This window comes from Paludibacterium paludis (assembly GCF_018802605.1).
In the GTDB taxonomy this organism is placed as follows: Bacteria; Pseudomonadota; Gammaproteobacteria; order Burkholderiales; family Chromobacteriaceae; genus Paludibacterium; species Paludibacterium paludis.
In genome coordinates this window covers 1,927,213-1,940,903 of sequence record NZ_CP069161.1, presented here as the reverse complement: position 1 = coordinate 1,940,903, position 13,691 = coordinate 1,927,213, and the positions used below count along the sequence as shown (strand labels likewise).

Below are 13,691 nucleotides of genomic sequence, written 5' to 3'. Positions count from 1 at the left end.
ATGGCCGTGTCGCCCTACATCGCCACGCCGTTGCTGCTGACGGCCTCGAACCTGTTCATGACCTTCGCCTGGTACGCCCACCTGAAGGACGGCGCGAACAAGGCGTGGTACGTCGCGGCGCTGGCCAGCTGGGGCATCGCCCTGTTCGAGTACCTGTTGCAGGTGCCGGCCAACCGCATCGGCTACGGCGCCATGACACTGTCCCAATTGAAGATCCTGCAGGAAGCCCTGTCACTGTCGGTGTTCATTCCGTTCGCGGTGCTGTACATGAATCAGCCGTTCCGCTGGGACTATGTCTGGGCCGCCCTGTGCCTGGTCGGCGCGGTGTACTTCATGTTCCGCGGCTGACCCCCTCCGGGTCGCGCCGGTACTGGTCGGGCGTCACGCCTCCGCGGCGCTGGAACATGGCGATGAACGCCGACGCGGTCCCGTACCCCAACTCCAGCGCGGCGTTCTGAACCGTCAAACCGGCATCGAGCAGCGTCAACGCGTGCAAGTAACGCTGACGCTGCCGCCACTCCCCGGCACTCATGCCAAGCTCGACGCGGCAACGCCGCGCCAGGGTACGTTCCGTCACATGCAGCTCATCGGCCCACCTGGCGAGCGTGCGGCTGTCCGCCGGGTCACGCTGCCAGGCGTCGAGCAGACGCGACACCAGCGGATCGCCGCTGCCGGGCAGGTAGCTCGCGCTGCAGGGCGCCAGAGGGATCTGATCGAGCAGCACGCGCGCCATGCGCCGATCGGCGCGGGTTGACGGCACCGACACGTCGCGCAGGGCGAAATCGGCGAGGATGGCCTTGACCACCGACCCGATGCGGATGGCCTTGGGCGCGTCCGGCAAATCACGGCACCAGGCCTCATCGATATAGGCCGACTGATAGACCACCGCCTGACGTATGTGAGCGTCGTGTTCGACTCTAGGTGGGATCCATATCGCGTACTGAGGTGGAGACAGAAAGCGTCGGCCGCCGATATCCAGCTCCATCACCCCCGTCGCGGAATAATTCAGTTGCCCCCAGGGGTGGGCATGGCTCACAAAGCGGCTGCCCGCGGGAAATCGCGCCAGGCGCAGATGAATCGGGTACGGCAGCCGCTCCATTTGCGGCGGATGCAACAGGTTTTCGGTCGACATGTCCGTAACGCTGTGAATAATGTCCGAAATTCACTATATACGCCAAAGCGGACTCATCGACAATAGCGTCATTGTCACACCGAAGGTTGCTATCGTGAACCCGGGCATGTACCTGTTCTCCGTGGGGGCCATCCTCATCTGGGCCGTCAACGCCATCATCAATCGTCTGGCAGCCGGCCTGGTCGATCCCGCCACCATCTCGTTCGCCCGCTGGCTGATCGCCGGAGTCGCGCTGGGCGTGGTGTTCGCCCGGCCAATCTGGCGGCAGCGGCGCCTCATCCGCCCGCACCTTGGGCAACTCACCGTTCTCGGACTCTTGGGCATGGTGATCTACCAGTGTCTCGCCTACGAAGCCGCCCATACCACCACCGCCACCAACATGGGTCTGATCAGCTCGCTGGTGCCGCTGTTCGCCGCCGCATTCGGCGCCTGGCTGCTGGACGAGCCCCCCACGCTCGGCACCCTGGCCGGCGGAGCGCTATCCCTGACGGGCCTCGCCATCCTGCTCGGCCACGGACGGCCCGAAATCCTCATCGAACGGGGACTCGCGACGGGCGATGTTCTGATGCTACTGGCCGCCGTGGCCTATGCGCTCTACGGCGTGCTGATCAAGCGCTGGGCCCTCCCCCTTGATCTCTGGGTGTCGCTGACCCTGCAGATTCTGACGGTCCTGCCGGTTCTCTTGCTGTACTACGTCAGCCACGGCCTGCCGCCGGTGCCGGCCAGGAGCCTGCCGCTGATCCTCTACGCCGGGATTCCCGCCTCCATTCTCGCGCCCTGGTTATGGATGAAGGGGCTCGCGGTGCTGGGCCCCGCCCGCGCCTCGGCCACCATCAACCTGATGCCGGTGTTCATCGCCGCCATCGCCACGCAGTTCCTCGGCGAACAGTTTGCCGGCTATCATCTGATCGGGGGGACCATGACGCTCGCCGGAGTGATCCTGTCCCAGAAGCTGACGTTGCCGTTGTTCCGCACCGCCGCGGCATGAACCGGGATCCCGCCATGACACGCCTCACGACCGAACGCCTGATACTGCGCCCGTGGCGCGAAGAGGATCTGCCCGACCTGGCCCGCATCAACGCCGACCCGCGGGTGATGGAGCATTTCCCGTCGGTGATGAGTGAAGAGGAAAGCCGCGCGATGCTCGCGCGGCTGATGCGACACCAGCGCGAACACGGTTTCGCGCCGCTCGCGATGGTGCGAACCGGGTCGGAGCGCGTGATCGGCTGCGCGGGGCTGCAGGTGCCGGCGTTCGCCGCCGACTTCACGCCATGCGTCGAGATCGCCTGGCGCCTGGATGCGGATCACTGGGGACAGGAACTGGCCACCGAAGCGGCGCGCGCGGCGCTGGAGGATGGGTTCGGACGGCTGGGCCTTGCGGAAATCCTGAGCTTCACCGTGCCGGCCAACCGCCGCTCCTGGCGACTGATGGAGCGGCTCGGCATGCGGCGCGACCCGGCGGCGGATTTCGACCACCCCGGGCTGCCACCCGGGCATCGCCTGTCGCGGCACTGGCTGTACCGGCTGCGCCGCGACTGAGCCGTCACGCCTCGGGGCGCTCCTTGCGGGCCTTCAGCCATGACTCGCACTGGCGGCGCAACTGGGAAATTTCCCGCATGGCTTCCTTGATGTCCTTCATCTGCTCCTGCAACTGCACCTCCCGGCGCCCGAGGATACGGATGAACTCCTGCAACTGCGGTTCGTCGTCGTTGGCCGCATCGTACAACTCGAAAAGTTCGCGGATTTCCTGCAAGGACAAGCCGATGCGCTTGCCGCGCAGAATCAGCATCAGCCGCACGCGGTCGCGGCGCTGATAGATGCGCTTCTGGCCGTCGCGGGCCGGTTCGATCAATCCCTCGTCTTCGTAAAAGCGGATGGTGCGGGTTGTCACATCGAATTCACGTGACAGCTCGCTGATGGTGTAGGTACGCTCCCTGTTCGTCATGTCTGAACGTCGCATGCTGTTGTTTGCGCCAGTGTAATGCAATGCGTCCTCCCGGAAAACCTTCCGGCCGCCTAATGCCTCACCGCACGTCAACGGCATGAACCGCGCCGCGCCCTTTTTGCCACACCCGTACCCCCTGAACCGCCAAATCACCGCCCCGTAGTTGACGCTAACGTAAACGTAAAATAATCTTTACGCATAACAACAGACATCACGCAGTGGGGAGACGATATGGATATCACACAGGTCGGCGTCGTGGGCGCCGGCACCATGGGCAATGGCATCGCCCAGGTCATGGCCCGGCACGGGCGGCATGTCATCTTGGCGGACGTATCCGATGCCGCCCTGGAAAAAGGCTTGGCGACCATTCGCCAAAGCCTGGCCCGTCTGGTCAAGAAAGGCGCGCTGAGCGAAACGGATGCCGAGGGCACCCTCGCCCGCCTTGCCGTCACCACCCGGCTGACCGATCTTGCCGCCTGCGACATCGTCGTCGAGGCCGCCACGGAAAATGCGGATATCAAGGAGCGCCTGTTCCGCGAACTGTGCGGCATCGTCCCGGCACGCACGATTCTGGCGTCCAACACGTCATCGATCTCGCTGACCCGCATCGCCGCCTGGTGCAGTCATCCCGAGCGCGTGATCGGCATGCACTTCATGAATCCGGTGCCGGTCATGCAACTGGTGGAAATCATCCGCGCGCTGCAGACCAGCGACGCCACCTGGCAGGCGGTCGATGAACTGGCGCGAGCCCTGTCCAAAACGCCGGTGACCGCCAAGGACGCCCCCGGTTTCGTATCCAATCGGATTTTGATGCCGATGATCAACGAAGCCGTGTTCGCGCTGAGCGAGGGACTGGCCTCGGCGGAAGATATCGATACCGTCATGAAGCTCGGCATGAACCATCCGATCGGCCCCCTGGCGCTGGCCGACCTGATCGGCCTGGACACGTGCCTGTCGATCATGGACATCCTGCACACCGAGTTTCGCGACAGCAAATACCGGGCCTGCCCCCTGCTCGTGCAAATGGTGACCGCAGGCCGGCTCGGCCGCAAATCCGGCCAGGGTTTTTACGTCTACTGAGCGCCCACCCCTTATTCGCAGGAGACACTCGCATGACCCCCACCGTAAAACTGCTGATCGACGGCCGGTTCGTCGATTCCACCACCTCAGAATGGCGCGATGTCGTCAATCCGGCCACCCAGGAGGTGCTGGCGCGTGTGCCGTTCGCCACTCGCGACGAAGTGGCCCGCGCGGTCGATTCGGCCAAAGCCGCCTTCGCCACCTGGAAAAAAACTCCGATCGGCGCGCGCGCGCGGATTTTTCTGAAATACCAGCAACTGATCCGCGAGCACATGAAGGAACTGGCCGCCCTGCTCACCGCCGAGCAGGGCAAGACCCTGGCCGATGCAGAAGGGGATATTTTCCGGGGGCTGGAGGTCGTCGAGCATGCCGCCTCGATCGGCAACCTGCAGCTTGGCGAATACGCGGAGAACGTCGCCGGAGGCGTCGACACCTATACGGTACAGCAGCCGCTTGGCGTGTGCGCCGGCATCACGCCGTTCAATTTCCCCGCCATGATTCCGCTGTGGATGTTCCCGATGGCCATCGCCACCGGCAACACCTTCGTGCTCAAGCCGTCCGAGCAGGATCCGATGGTCACCATGCGGCTGGTCGAGCTGGCGCTGGAAGCCGGCATTCCGCCCGGTGTGCTCAATGTGGTGCACGGCGGCCCCGAGGTCGTCGACGCGCTGTGCGATCACCCGGACATCAAGGCCGTCTCGTTTGTCGGCTCGACACGCGTCGGCACCCATGTCTACCAACGCGCCACCCTGAGCGGCAAACGCGCGCAATGCATGATGGGCGCCAAAAACCACGCCATCGTGTTGCCCGACGCGCACAAGGAACAGGCGCTCAACCAGTTGGTCGGCGCCGCGTTCGGCGCGGCCGGCCAGCGCTGCATGGCGCTGAGCGTGGCGATTCTGGTCGGCGAGGCACGCCAGTGGATTCCCGAAATCGTCGAACGCGCCCGCGCCCTGAAGGTCGGCGCCGGCAAGGACAACCCGGATCTCGGGCCGGTGATTTCCGCCGCCGCGCGCGAGCGCATCGCCGCGCTGATCGGCAAGGGCGTCGAGCAGGGCGCCCGCCTCGAACTGGACGGCCGGAATCTCACCGTGCCCGGCTACGAAAAGGGTAACTTCGTCGGCCCGACCATCCTTGCCGGTGTCAAACCGGGCATGGCCGTCTACGACCAGGAAGTGTTCGGGCCGGTGTTGTGCCTGATGGAGGCGGACACGCTGGACGAGGCCATCGCGCTGATCAACGCCAACCCCAATGGCAACGGCACGGCGATCTTCACCCAGTCCGGCGCGGCGGCAAGACGCTTCCAGGAAGACATCGATGTCGGCCAGGTCGGCATCAACGTGCCCATCCCGGTCCCCGTTCCGCTGTTTTCCTTCACCGGATCGCGCGCCTCCAAGCTCGGCGATCTCGGGCCTTACGGCAAGCAGGTCGTGCTGTTTTATACGCAGACCAAGACCGTCACGTCGCGCTGGTTCGACGATGCCGCCTCCAGCGGCAAGGTCAACACCACCATTTCGCTGCGCTGACCCGGGAGTGTGACATGGACTTTTCCCTGACCGAAGAACAGCGCGCCTTCCAGGACGCCGCGCGCGGCTTCGCCCGCCATGAGCTCGCCCCCCACGCCGCGCGCTGGGACGAGGACGAAACCTTCCCGATCGACGTCATCCGGCGCGCCGGCGAGATGGGGTTTTGCGGGTTGTACACCCCGGAAGCGCTGGGGGGGCTCGGCGTGTCGCGGCTCGACGCGGCGCTGGTTTTCGAAGAGCTCGCCGCCGGCTGCACCTCGACCGCGGCCTACCTCACCATCCACAATATGGTGACATGGATGATCGCCAGCTGGGCCCGTCCGGAAGTCGCCCGCGAATGGGTGCCGGCGCTGGCCGCCGGCGAAAAACTCGGCAGTTACTGTCTGACCGAGCCGGGCGCCGGTTCCGATGCCGCCTCCCTGGCCACCCGCGCCGAACGCGATGGCGATGGTGATGGGTATGTTCTCAACGGCTCCAAGATGTTCATTTCCGGCGCTGGAAGCACCGATGTGCTGGTGGTGATGGCGCGCACAGGCGGGACCGGCGCGCGCGGCATCTCGGCCTTTCTGGTGCCCGCGGATCTGCCCGGTATCCAGTACGGCAAGAAAGAGCGCAAAATGGGCTGGAATAGCCAGCCGACGCGCGCCATCACCTTCGACAACGTCAACGTGCCGGCCGCCTGCCTGCTGGGGGAGGAAGGCCAGGGCTTCACCTTCGCCATGAAGGGACTGGACGGCGGACGCATCAATATCGCCACCTGCGCGGTCGGCACGGCGCAGGCCGCGCTCGACGCCGCGGTCCGCTACGCTGGCGAGCGCCGGCAGTTCGGCCAGCCGCTCGCCGAATTCCAGACCGTGCAGTTCCGCCTGGCCGACATGCTCACCGAACTCATCGCGGCACGCCAGATGGTGCATCTTGCGGCGTGGAAGCTGGATACCGGCAGCCCGGATGCCTCGGCGTACTGCGCGATGGCCAAGCGGCTGGCCACCGACACCGGCTTCCGCGTCGCCAACGAAGCGCTGCAAGTGTTCGGCGGCTACGGCTACCTGAAGGATTTTCCGCTCGAGCGGCATGTGCGCGATGCGCGCGTGCACCAGATTCTCGAGGGCACGAACGAAATCATGCGGGTCATCGTCGCCCGCCACCTGTTGAAGGATGGCGCGCTAGAGACCTTGCGCTGAACCGGAGGCAACATGACACACTACCCCGATCTGACCGTGGAAAAAATCGGCCATACCGCGCTGATCACGCTGGGCAATCCGCCGGCCAACACCTGGAACCGCGACAACCTCGCCGGGCTCACGCGTCTGATCCGCGACCTGAACGCCGACCGCGAGATCTATTCGCTGGTGCTGACCGGTGAGGGAGACAAGTTTTTCAGCGCCGGCGCGGATTTGAACCAGTTCGCCTCGGGCGACAAGACGGCGGCCCTTGAAATCGCCATGCTGTTCGGCGAAGCCTTCGAAACCCTCAGCGCCTTCCGCGGCGTCACCATCGCCGCCATCAACGGCTACGCGATGGGCGGCGGGCTCGAATGGGCGCTGGCCTGCGACATCCGCATCGCCGAGGAGCACGCCGTGATGGCGCTGCCGGAGGCGAGCGTCGGTCTCCTGCCCTGCGCCGGCGGCACCCAGAATCTGCCCTGGCTTGTCGGCGAAGGCCGCGCCAAGCGCATGATCCTGTGCGGCGAGCGTGTCGACGCCGCCGAAGCGTTGCGTATCGGACTGGTCGAAGAGGTCGTGCCAAGGGCTGAGGGGCGCGATGCGGCCTTGCGCCTCGCCGGCAAGGTCGATCGCCAGTCGCCATCCTCGATCGCCGCCTGCAAGGCGCTGATCCAGGGCGCGCGCCACGCCCCGCCGGCCGCCAACCTGATTCACGAGCGCGAACGGTTCGCCCGTCTGTTCGACACGGCCGATCAGAAAGAAGGCGTCAACGCCTTTCTCGAAAAACGTCCCGCCAACTGGAAAAACGCCTGAGCCCGGAGCCCCCTCATGAGTGAAGTCGTACTGTTCGAAGAGCGCGCCACGACGGATGGCCACCGCATCGGCATCGCCACCCTGAACGCGGAGCGTTCGCTCAACGCGCTCACGCTGTCGATGATCCGCCTGTTGCACGACACATTGCTGCGCTGGGAGAACGACCCGGCCGTGGCCGCGGTGGTGCTGCGGGGAGCCGGAGAAAAAGCCTTCTGCGCCGGCGGCGACGTGCGCGCGCTGCGCGAAGCCCTGCTGGCCGACCCTGAGAATCGTCACCCCAATCCCGATGCCGTGGCGTTTTTCAGCGAGGAATACCGACTGGACTATCGGCTGCACACCTTCGGCAAACCGGTCGTGGCGCTGGGAGGCGGGATCGTGATGGGGGGCGGCCTCGGGTTGCTGGTCGGCTGCAGCCACCGGGTGGTCACGCCGGACACCCGCATCGCCATGCCGGAGATCACCATCGGACTCTATCCGGATGTGGCCGGCAGCTGGTTCCTGCAGCGCATGCCGGCCCGTCTCGGTCTGTTCCTGGGTCTCACCGGCGCGCCGCTGAACGCGCATGACGCGCTGATCGCCAACCTGGCCGATCATGTCGTGCCGCGCCCGGCCTTCGACGCGGTCATCGGCGCGCTGTGCAAGGCCGGCTGGAGCGACGAGGCTTCCGCCAATCACGCTTCGGTGAGCCACCTGCTCAACACCTTCGAGTGCGCCGCCCACGATGCCTTGCCGCCCTCCCCGGTCGCGCGCAATCTGATCGCCATCCATCAGTTGATGAACCGGGGCAGCCTCAAGGCCGTGGCGCGCGCGCTGGCGTCCACCGCCTTCGAGGACCCGTGGATGGCCGCGGCGGCGCGCAATTTCGCCGAAGGGTGTCCGACCTCGGCCGCCGTCACCTGGGAAATCTGGCGTCGTGCTCGCAATCTGTCGCTGGCCGAGGCTCTACGCATGGAGCTCGCGCTGTCCGTCAATTTCTGCGCGGCCGGTGAGTTCAGCGAAGGGGTGCGCGCCTTGCTGGTGGACAAGGACCGTTCGCCCCAATGGCAGCGCGCGACGCTCGACGATGTCGATGCGGAATGGATCGAGCGCCATTTCCGCTCCCCCTGGACGGCGGACGACCACCCGCTGGCCCATTTGGTCTGACCCCGAGGAATGCACGTCATGAAACACATCGCTTTTATCGGCCTTGGCAACATGGGCGGCCCGATGGCCGCCAACCTCGCGCGAGGCGGTTTTTCCGTTACCGCGTTCGACCTTTCGGCCGACGCGCTCGAGCGCGTCGCCGCCCAGGGAGCCCACCCGGCGAGCAGCGCAAGGGAGGCCTGCGAAGGCGTCGACGCGGTGATTTCGATGCTGCCGGCGGGAAGGCACGTCGAAAGCCTCTATCTGGGAGACGAAGGGTTGTTCCGCCACCTGCCGCCCGGCACATTGGTCATCGATTGCAGCACCATCGCGGCCCATACGGCGCGGCGCGTGGCCGCCGAGGCGCTGCGGCACGGCCTGCGTTTTCTGGATGCGCCGGTCTCGGGCGGCACGGCGGGCGCGGCGGCGGCCACACTGACCTTCATGGTCGGCGCCGACGCGGAGGATCTGGAGACGGCCCGCCCGCTTCTGGCGGCCATGGGAAAGAACATTTTTCATGCCGGACAGGCCGGCGCGGGACAAACCGCGAAGATCTGCAACAACATGCTGCTCGGCATTCTGATGGCGGGCACCGCGGAAGCCCTCGCGCTGGGCGTGAAAAACGGCCTCGATCCGGCGGTGCTGTCCGACATCATGAGCAAGAGTTCCGGCCGCAACTGGGCGCTCGAGCTGTACAACCCCTGGCCGGGGGTGATGGACAACGCGCCGGCCAGCCGCGGCTACACGGGAGGGTTCATGGCCGAACTGATGCTCAAGGATCTGGGCCTCGCCGAAGAGACCGCGCTGGCGAGCCACGCGGCCAATCCGCTAGGCTCCCTGGCCCGCAATCTGTACGAAATGCATGTCCGGCAAGGGCACGGCAAAGAGGATTTCTCGGGCATTCTCAAGACCTACCGACCGGACTGATCCGGCCGGTCCTCCAGGGCATCCCGGCCTGTGGATGCCCTTCTTTTTCCCGACTTTTTCCTAACACGATTTCTTCATACTGCCGTCATGGCCAGTCTCCTATACTCCGATTCCGATGCAGTATGTAGGCGTTGCAGCAACATACCGACAACCGATTCCCGATGAGAGAGAAACCATGAAAACAACCCTGATCGCCGGCCTCGTGGGCACCGGCATGCTGATGTCCGCCGGCCAGGCGCTGGCCTGGGGCCAGGAAGGCCACCGCGTCACCGGTTATGTGGCGCAGTCCCTGCTGACCACCGAAGCGCGCAAGCAGGTGGCCAAGCTGATTCCCGCCGCCGACTTCAGTGACCTTGCGCTCTACATGGACGTGCACAAGAGCGAATTGAAAGTCACCCTGCCCGGTTCCGACACCTGGCACTACACCGACTTGCCGGTCTGCAAGGACGATAGCGAAGACCCATGCCCGGACGGCAATTGCGCCACCGTGAAGATCGATGAATACGCCGCGGTCCTGGCCGACAAAAAGGCCCCGGTCGCCGCGCGCCGCCAGGCGCTGGTCTTCCTGCTGCACATGGTCGGTGACATCCATCAGCCCCTGCACGCGGCCGACCATCATGACCGTGGCGGCAACGACATCAAACTGTCCGGCAGCGGCGCCAACAATCTGCATTCGTTCTGGGATACCGCCGTGGTGCGCAATGTCCTGAATGGCGAAGACGAGCAGTCCTGGGCCAGTGAAGCGCTCTCCGCGAACATGCGCAATATCGCCACCTGGCAAAAAGGCACTGCCGCCGACTGGGTGAACGAGAGCAACGGTTACGCTCGCGACCTGACCTACGCGAAGCTGCCCGGTTTCTCCTGCGGCACCGAGTACACCAAGAGCATCACCCTGCCCAGGAGCTACATCACCGCCTCCCAGGATCTGGTACGCAGCCAGCTCGTCAAAGGCGGGGCCCGCATCGCTTACGTGATCAACAGGGCGCTGGACAAGTCGGTTCACTGACCGCTCACCCCGGCGAAGACGCCTTTGCCGGGGTTCTTCCCATGAACGTTTCCTGAAAGAGCAGGCGCGGCCTCTGGCGTAGTCTCGGGGCCTCATCTTTCACCGTTTCAGGAAACACCGATGATATCCTCCATCCTCACCTCCGGCCCCGCAGCCGGCATGCAAGCCGCTCCTCAACAAGAGGACCGGATCGCCATGATTCGCGATCTCATGTGCATCCGGCAAAATCCGGAGACGCCGACCGCTCCGCACAACGGCGCGGATCTCCTTCAGCGCAGACAATCGATCCTGGCGCATCGGGACTGGGCGTCGACACAGAAATCGGCCGCGCTGCGCGAGCTGGCCCGGGAGATGATGCGGTCCGGCCAATGGTCCGACATACCGGCCGCGCGGACTTTTTTGCTGACCTGCGTCGAGGATCAGGCCGAACTGCGCGCCACCTGCCTCAATCTTGTATGCCACCTGCCCGTAGTCTCGCTCTTTTACTTCGATTCGATCGAGCAGCACCAGCTATCGGTTTTCATCCTGGCGCTCGCGCTCGGACCGATGAGCGAAGAAGAAAAACAGCAATGGCAAGCCGTGGCGGACATGTTGCCGGCGCGGCAGATCGCGTCCGTTCTGACCCAATATCTTATCGGATACCAGAATGCCTGCCTGCAGGCCTGCCGGGAAGGCCGGCTCACCGGGGACGAGGCGATTGAGCGGATCGAATCGATGGCATCGCGCTTCCCTGAAGTCGTCAGTCGCAGGATCGCCGGCGTCGCGTTGCGCAATGCCGCCGTCGAAAACCATGCGCGCGCCCTGATCGAACAGATCACGGCACACAGACCGGCCGCCGCCCCTACCGTATAAACGATTCCTGAAAGCCCGCACGCGCGCCCTGGCGCACACTGGGGCTTCGAATCAGCAGGACAAAGGACTCCCATCATGACAGTCTCTATGCGCGCGTTTCCGGACGGCAAGCCCGCACCGGATCTCGCCAGCGCGCTTCAATACGTTTTCACTGTCGCGCCGACACCTTCCCACGGCAAAGCCGCAGGATCCGGAGCAAAAACGGTTCAGGCGTCCGCCCCCGTCTCCTCCTCGCCGGAGTTGCCCACGCTGGCCTGGATGGCTTCGATGGCCAGCAACGAGCGCCTCGCGATTCTGGACCGGGCCCGGCTGATCCACGGCATGGCAGAGCTTGTCGTCACCGATACCGAGCGCCGCCTGGCCGATCCGATGACCTCCGACGTGGAGCGGGCCGCCTGGCACCGGGAGCAGGACGACATTCTCAAAACCGCCTATCTGCTCCTGCACACACTGTTCGAAACACCCGGCATTCCGGGCACCGATGACGACAGAACACGCAAGACCCGCCGGCGCCAGGCCATTCTCGAACTGATGGGCGAACTGGTCATTCTGTCCGCCCGCACGATGCCGCCACCGCGTCCTGCCGGGGTGTAACCCGGCAATCGGCGATCATGCCAGCGTATAGCCCCTGGCTTTCAGGTCGCGGGCGAATTCGGCCAGCGCCACGCCGACCAGCGCCGGCTGGCCGGTGAAGCCGAATTCGATGTGCGGGGTCTTGATCGCCTCGGTCCCGAAACTCGGCAAGCTCGACAGGCGCAAAGCCGGATAGCGGGCCGTATACGCTTCCATCAGGTCGATCAGGTCCCCTTCCCGCGCGTCCAGCGCCACAAGCGTTTGCTCGATATCGGGATCGGGGTTGAAGGCATCGCGGTAATGGGTGTCGAGCACCCATTCGACCATCGGCCAGGCCATCGACGGAAAACCCGGCACGAAATGCACATGTCCGACACTGAAGCCGGCGATGGTGTTGACCGGATTGGGGATGATGGCGGCGCCTCGCGGGAACTCCGCCATGCGGATGCGGTTGGGCCGCGCGTCGTCACCGAAGCGGGCCTCGATCAGGGCCGCGGCCTGCGGCTGCAGCTCCAGGGGCGCACCCAGCGCACGGGCCGCCGCCGCGCGGGTGTGATCATCCGGCGTCGCGCCGATGCCGCCGAAACTGAACACACGATCGCCGCTGGCGAAGGCGCGCGCCAGCGACGCGGCGATGCGCTCGGGATCGTCCCCGAGGTACTCCGCGTAATGCAGCCGCATGCCGCGCATCGCGAGCAGACGGATCAGTTCGCCAAGATGCTTGTCCTGGCGTTTTCCGGACAGCAATTCGTCGCCGATGATCAATGCACCGTTATTCATGAGGTTTCCTTTTCGCTGTCAAGGAGTAAAAAATCATGCCGACCCGCTCGCGCAGGGCGGTCGCGCTGTCGCTCATCGCCGATGCCCGGGGGATCCACATCGCCAGGGCCGGACCCTCATGCCGAATGAAACCGGTCGGCGCCGGCAGCACGTCGAATCCTTCCAGACGAAAGGCTTCCGCCGCGCGCGGCAAATGCCAGCCCTGGGTCACCAGCGCGATGCGCCGCACGCCGGCCGGCTTCAGAATGGCAGCGCTGAACCGGGCGTTTTCCCGGGTGGTGGCCGAGGCGTCCTCCTGCCAGCGCGCGTTCACGCCATAGTCCTCCGCCAGGGTGCGCGCCATGACCCTCGCCTCGGGCTCTCCACCCAGCGGCGCGCCGCCGGTGACCAGCAGGGGTTTGCCGGTGCGTCTGGCGAGCCAGGCGCCGTATTTCACCCTGATCAGCGTATCGGCGGACAATTCGGTACGGCCGTATTCGGGGGCATGGCGCTTGCCGCCGCCGAGCACCACGATGGCGTCCGTTGCCGCCACATCGGCGACTCGCGCCGGCGGCGACGTTTCGAGCGCGCCGTTAAGCCACAGGGAGACGGCGGGCGTCGACAGCAGGTATTGTGCCGCGACGCTCGCCAGAACGAGGCCCCTGCCCGCCCCGGGGAAACGGCGCCAGATGGCGACGCCGGCGAGGATGGGAAGAATGAATGCCAGGGGAGGTAAAAAAAAGGCCCCGAGGAGTTGGTGGACCAACACGTCGGGGCTGAACGTTGCTGACAT

16 protein-coding genes are annotated in these 13,691 nt (G+C 65.3%); 12 read left to right on the top strand and 4 right to left on the bottom strand.

Annotated elements, in window-relative coordinates; genetic code table 11:
* Positions 1–348 (top strand): DMT family protein, encoded by a 348-nt coding sequence (locus tag JNO50_RS08750; protein ID WP_189534982.1) that lies wholly within the window; start codon positions 1–3, stop codon positions 346–348.
* Here the strand turns inward: JNO50_RS08750 and JNO50_RS08745 are convergent.
* Positions 332–1,132, bottom strand: a complete 801-nt coding sequence (locus tag JNO50_RS08745; RefSeq protein WP_189534984.1) for an AraC family transcriptional regulator — start codon at positions 1,130–1,132, stop codon at positions 332–334. The two genes, JNO50_RS08750 and JNO50_RS08745, sit on opposite strands and share 17 nt — an antisense overlap.
* Before the next feature lie 94 nt (positions 1,133–1,226).
* On the opposite strand from JNO50_RS08745, the gene JNO50_RS08740 reads away from it, so the two are divergent.
* On the top strand, positions 1,227–2,120 hold the full coding sequence (locus JNO50_RS08740; RefSeq protein WP_215796540.1) for a DMT family transporter: 894 nt from the start codon (positions 1,227–1,229) through the stop codon (positions 2,118–2,120).
* 14 nt (positions 2,121–2,134) lie between these two features.
* A complete protein-coding gene (locus JNO50_RS08735; protein WP_189534986.1) occupies positions 2,135–2,671 on the top strand; it encodes a GNAT family N-acetyltransferase in 537 nt (178 codons plus the stop codon).
* Positions 2,672–2,675: 4 nt separating this feature from the next.
* Here the strand turns inward: JNO50_RS08735 and JNO50_RS08730 are convergent, their stop codons facing one another.
* Positions 2,676–3,092, bottom strand: a complete 417-nt coding sequence (locus JNO50_RS08730; RefSeq protein WP_244976384.1) for a MerR family transcriptional regulator — start codon at positions 3,090–3,092, stop codon at positions 2,676–2,678.
* Between the two features lie 216 nt (positions 3,093–3,308).
* On the opposite strand from JNO50_RS08730, the gene JNO50_RS08725 reads away from it, so the two are divergent.
* The 9 genes from JNO50_RS08725 (at position 3,309) to JNO50_RS08685 (ending at position 12,160) form a co-directional block, all read left to right on the top strand.
* On the top strand, positions 3,309–4,157 hold the full coding sequence (locus JNO50_RS08725) for a 3-hydroxybutyryl-CoA dehydrogenase (RefSeq protein WP_189534991.1): 849 nt from the start codon (positions 3,309–3,311) through the stop codon (positions 4,155–4,157).
* 32 nt (positions 4,158–4,189) lie between these two features.
* Positions 4,190–5,683, top strand: a complete 1,494-nt coding sequence (locus JNO50_RS08720) for a CoA-acylating methylmalonate-semialdehyde dehydrogenase (RefSeq protein WP_189534993.1) — start codon at positions 4,190–4,192, stop codon at positions 5,681–5,683.
* Between the two features lie 14 nt (positions 5,684–5,697).
* Entirely contained in the window at positions 5,698–6,864 is a 1,167-nt protein-coding gene (locus JNO50_RS08715; protein WP_189534994.1) for an acyl-CoA dehydrogenase family protein, read from the top strand.
* Positions 6,865–6,876: 12 nt separating this feature from the next.
* Positions 6,877–7,659, top strand: coding sequence for an enoyl-CoA hydratase (locus JNO50_RS08710; RefSeq protein ID WP_189534996.1), 783 nt, complete (start codon positions 6,877–6,879; stop codon positions 7,657–7,659).
* Between the two features lie 15 nt (positions 7,660–7,674).
* Complete coding sequence (locus JNO50_RS08705) at positions 7,675–8,802, top strand: enoyl-CoA hydratase/isomerase family protein (RefSeq protein WP_189534998.1); 1,128 nt, start codon at positions 7,675–7,677, stop codon at positions 8,800–8,802.
* Between the two features lie 18 nt (positions 8,803–8,820).
* A complete protein-coding gene (mmsB, locus tag JNO50_RS08700; RefSeq protein ID WP_189535000.1) occupies positions 8,821–9,708 on the top strand; it encodes a 3-hydroxyisobutyrate dehydrogenase in 888 nt (295 codons plus the stop codon).
* Between the two features lie 175 nt (positions 9,709–9,883).
* Positions 9,884–10,714 carry a S1/P1 nuclease gene (locus JNO50_RS08695; RefSeq protein WP_189535002.1) on the top strand — a complete coding sequence of 277 codons (831 nt, stop codon included), beginning with the start codon at positions 9,884–9,886 and terminating at the stop codon, positions 10,712–10,714.
* A 120-nt stretch (positions 10,715–10,834) separates the two neighbouring features.
* A complete protein-coding gene (locus tag JNO50_RS08690; protein WP_189535004.1) occupies positions 10,835–11,566 on the top strand; it encodes a hypothetical protein in 732 nt (243 codons plus the stop codon).
* Positions 11,567–11,641: 75 nt separating this feature from the next.
* Entirely contained in the window at positions 11,642–12,160 is a 519-nt protein-coding gene (locus JNO50_RS08685; RefSeq protein ID WP_189535006.1) for a hypothetical protein, read from the top strand.
* 15 nt (positions 12,161–12,175) lie between these two features.
* Here the strand turns inward: JNO50_RS08685 and JNO50_RS08680 are convergent, their stop codons facing one another.
* Together JNO50_RS08680 and JNO50_RS08675 are read right to left on the bottom strand one after the other, a co-directional pair.
* Entirely contained in the window at positions 12,176–12,919 is a 744-nt protein-coding gene (locus JNO50_RS08680) for a competence/damage-inducible protein A (protein WP_189535008.1), read from the bottom strand.
* Positions 12,912–13,691, bottom strand: a complete 780-nt coding sequence (locus JNO50_RS08675) for a YdcF family protein (RefSeq protein WP_189535010.1) — start codon at positions 13,689–13,691, stop codon at positions 12,912–12,914. Before JNO50_RS08675 ends, JNO50_RS08680 begins: the two co-directional genes overlap by 8 nt.

What these genes read in the sequence shown, in the direction of transcription:
- JNO50_RS08750 (WP_189534982.1), top strand. Translation starts at nt 1, where the DNA reads ATGGCCGTGTCGCCCTACATCGCCACGCCGTTGCTGCTGACGGCCTCG.
- JNO50_RS08745 (WP_189534984.1), bottom strand. Translation starts at nt 1,132, where the DNA reads ATGTCGACCGAAAACCTGTTGCATCCGCCGCAAATGGAGCGGCTGCCG.
- JNO50_RS08735 (WP_189534986.1), top strand. Translation starts at nt 2,135, where the DNA reads ATGACACGCCTCACGACCGAACGCCTGATACTGCGCCCGTGGCGCGAA.
- JNO50_RS08730 (WP_244976384.1), bottom strand. Translation starts at nt 3,092, where the DNA reads ATGCGACGTTCAGACATGACGAACAGGGAGCGTACCTACACCATCAGC.
- JNO50_RS08725 (WP_189534991.1), top strand. Translation starts at nt 3,309, where the DNA reads ATGGATATCACACAGGTCGGCGTCGTGGGCGCCGGCACCATGGGCAAT.
- JNO50_RS08720 (WP_189534993.1), top strand. Translation starts at nt 4,190, where the DNA reads ATGACCCCCACCGTAAAACTGCTGATCGACGGCCGGTTCGTCGATTCC.
- JNO50_RS08715 (WP_189534994.1), top strand. Translation starts at nt 5,698, where the DNA reads ATGGACTTTTCCCTGACCGAAGAACAGCGCGCCTTCCAGGACGCCGCG.
- JNO50_RS08710 (WP_189534996.1), top strand. Translation starts at nt 6,877, where the DNA reads ATGACACACTACCCCGATCTGACCGTGGAAAAAATCGGCCATACCGCG.
- JNO50_RS08705 (WP_189534998.1), top strand. Translation starts at nt 7,675, where the DNA reads ATGAGTGAAGTCGTACTGTTCGAAGAGCGCGCCACGACGGATGGCCAC.
- mmsB (WP_189535000.1), top strand. Translation starts at nt 8,821, where the DNA reads ATGAAACACATCGCTTTTATCGGCCTTGGCAACATGGGCGGCCCGATG.
- JNO50_RS08695 (WP_189535002.1), top strand. Translation starts at nt 9,884, where the DNA reads ATGAAAACAACCCTGATCGCCGGCCTCGTGGGCACCGGCATGCTGATG.
- JNO50_RS08690 (WP_189535004.1), top strand. Translation starts at nt 10,835, where the DNA reads ATGATATCCTCCATCCTCACCTCCGGCCCCGCAGCCGGCATGCAAGCC.
- JNO50_RS08685 (WP_189535006.1), top strand. Translation starts at nt 11,642, where the DNA reads ATGACAGTCTCTATGCGCGCGTTTCCGGACGGCAAGCCCGCACCGGAT.
- JNO50_RS08680 (WP_189535008.1), bottom strand. Translation starts at nt 12,919, where the DNA reads ATGAATAACGGTGCATTGATCATCGGCGACGAATTGCTGTCCGGAAAA.
- JNO50_RS08675 (WP_189535010.1), bottom strand. Translation starts at nt 13,691, where the DNA reads ATGTCAGCAACGTTCAGCCCCGACGTGTTGGTCCACCAACTCCTCGGG.